The following is a 2,500-nucleotide window of genomic DNA, read 5'->3' on the forward strand; positions in this document are numbered from 1 at the left end:
GTCGTAACAAGGTAGCCGTAGGGGAACCTGCGGCTGGATCACCTCCTTAATCGACAGACATCAGCTGTCTTATAAGCTCCCACACGAATTGCTTGATTCATTGAAGAAGACGATATCGGTAACAGCTCTTAACTGGGTCTGTAGCTCAGTTGGTTAGAGCGCACCCCTGATAAGGGTGAGGTCGGCAGTTCGAATCTGCCCAGACCCACCAGTTTCTTGTTGGGGCCATAGCTCAGCTGGGAGAGCGCCTGCCTTGCACGCAGGAGGTCAGCGGTTCGATCCCGCTTGGCTCCACCACCCCTTGCTACCGTGTCAAAGCTTAGAAATGAATATTCGCCTCGAATATTGATTTCTGAACTTTTTCAGAATCGTTCTTTAAAAATTTGGGTATGTGATAGAAAGATAGACTGAATAGCACTTTCACTGGTGTTGTTCAGGCTAAGGTAAAATTTGTGAGTTTAATCGCGAATTTTCGGCGAATGTCGTCTTCACAGTATAACCAGATTGCTTGGGGTTATATGGTCAAGTGAAGAAGCGCATACGGTGGATGCCTTGGCAGTCAGAGGCGATGAAAGACGTGGTAGCCTGCGATAAGCTTCGGGGAGTCGGCAAACAGACTTTGATCCGGAGATCTCTGAATGGGGGAACCCACTCAGCATAAGCTGAGTATCTTGTACTGAATACATAGGTGCAAGAGGCGAACCAGGGGAACTGAAACATCTAAGTACCCTGAGGAAAAGAAATCAACCGAGATTCCCTTAGTAGTGGCGAGCGAACGGGGACTAGCCCTTAAGTGGCTTTGAGATTAGCGGAACGCTCTGGAAAGTGCGGCCATAGTGGGTGATAGCCCTGTACGCGAAAATCTCTTAGTCATGAAATCGAGTAGGACGGAGCACGAGAAACTTTGTCTGAATATGGGGGGACCATCCTCCAAGGCTAAATACTACTGACTGACCGATAGTGAACCAGTACCGTGAGGGAAAGGCGAAAAGAACCCCGGAGAGGGGAGTGAAATAGAACCTGAAACCGTATGCGTACAAGCAGTGGGAGCCTACTTGTTAGGTGACTGCGTACCTTTTGTATAATGGGTCAGCGACTTATATTCAGTGGCGAGCTTAACCGAATAGGGGAGGCGTAGCGAAAGCGAGTCTTAATAGGGCGCTTAGTCGCTGGGTATAGACCCGAAACCGGGCGATCTATCCATGGGCAGGTTGAAGGTTAGGTAACACTGACTGGAGGACCGAACCGACTACCGTTGAAAAGTTAGCGGATGACCTGTGGATCGGAGTGAAAGGCTAATCAAGCTCGGAGATAGCTGGTTCTCCTCGAAAGCTATTTAGGTAGCGCCTCATGTATCACTGTAGGGGGTAGAGCACTGTTTCGGCTAGGGGGTCATCCCGACTTACCAAACCGATGCAAACTCCGAATACCTACAAGTGCCGAGCATGGGAGACACACGGCGGGTGCTAACGTCCGTCGTGAAAAGGGAAACAACCCAGACCGTCAGCTAAGGTCCCAAAGTCATGGTTAAGTGGGAAACGATGTGGGAAGGCTTAGACAGCTAGGAGGTTGGCTTAGAAGCAGCCACCCTTTAAAGAAAGCGTAATAGCTCACTAGTCGAGTCGGCCTGCGCGGAAGATGTAACGGGGCTCAAACCATGCACCGAAGCTACGGGTATCACTTAGGTGATGCGGTAGAGGAGCGTTCTGTAAGCCTGTGAAGGTGAGTTGAGAAGCTTGCTGGAGGTATCAGAAGTGCGAATGCTGACATGAGTAACGACAATGGGAGTGAAAAACTCCCACGCCGAAAGACCAAGGTTTCCTGCGCAACGTTAATCGACGCAGGGTTAGTCGGTCCCTAAGGCGAGGCTGAAAAGCGTAGTCGATGGAAAACAGGTTAATATTCCTGTACTTCTAGTTATTGCGATGGAGGGACGGAGAAGGCTAGGCCAGCTTGGCGTTGGTTGTCCAAGTTTAAGGTGGTAGGCTGAGATCTTAGGTAAATCCGGGATCTTAAGGCCGAGAGCTGATGACGAGTTGCCTTTAGGCGACGAAGTGGTTGATGCCATGCTTCCAAGAAAAGCTTCTAAGCTTCAGATAACTAGGAACCGTACCCCAAACCGACACAGGTGGTTGGGTAGAGAATACCAAGGCGCTTGAGAGAACTCGGGTGAAGGAACTAGGCAAAATGGCACCGTAACTTCGGGAGAAGGTGCGCCGGTGAGGGTGAAGGACTTGCTCCGTAAGCTCATGCCGGTCGAAGATACCAGGCCGCTGCGACTGTTTATTAAAAACACAGCACTCTGCAAACACGAAAGTGGACGTATAGGGTGTGACGCCTGCCCGGTGCCGGAAGGTTAATTGATGGGGTTAGCTAACGCGAAGCTCTTGATCGAAGCCCCGGTAAACGGCGGCCGTAACTATAACGGTCCTAAGGTAGCGAAATTCCTTGTCGGGTAAGTTCCGACCTGCACGAATGGCGTAACGATGGCGGCGCTGTC

The 2,500-nt window shown here is 50.7% G+C and carries 2 tRNA genes and 2 rRNA genes (2 of these 4 cut by a window edge); all 4 read left to right on the top strand.

The annotated features are described in order from the left end of the window. A 16S ribosomal RNA gene (locus tag U9R80_RS03030) occupies positions 1-49 on the top strand (it extends 1,488 nt beyond the left edge of the window). 85 nt (positions 50-134) lie between these two features. Next, positions 135-211, top strand: a tRNA-Ile gene (locus tag U9R80_RS03035). Positions 212-221: 10 nt separating this feature from the next. Next, a tRNA-Ala gene (locus U9R80_RS03040) sits at positions 222-297 on the top strand. A gap of 223 nt (positions 298-520) precedes the next feature. After that, a 23S ribosomal RNA gene (locus tag U9R80_RS03045) occupies positions 521-2,500 on the top strand (it continues 910 nt past the right edge of the window). Together the 16S and 23S rRNA genes with 2 tRNA genes alongside form the textbook arrangement of a ribosomal RNA operon.

It is taken from the genome of Pseudomonas sp. JQ170C (genome assembly GCF_035581345.1).
Classification (GTDB): domain Bacteria; phylum Pseudomonadota; class Gammaproteobacteria; order Pseudomonadales; family Pseudomonadaceae; genus Aquipseudomonas.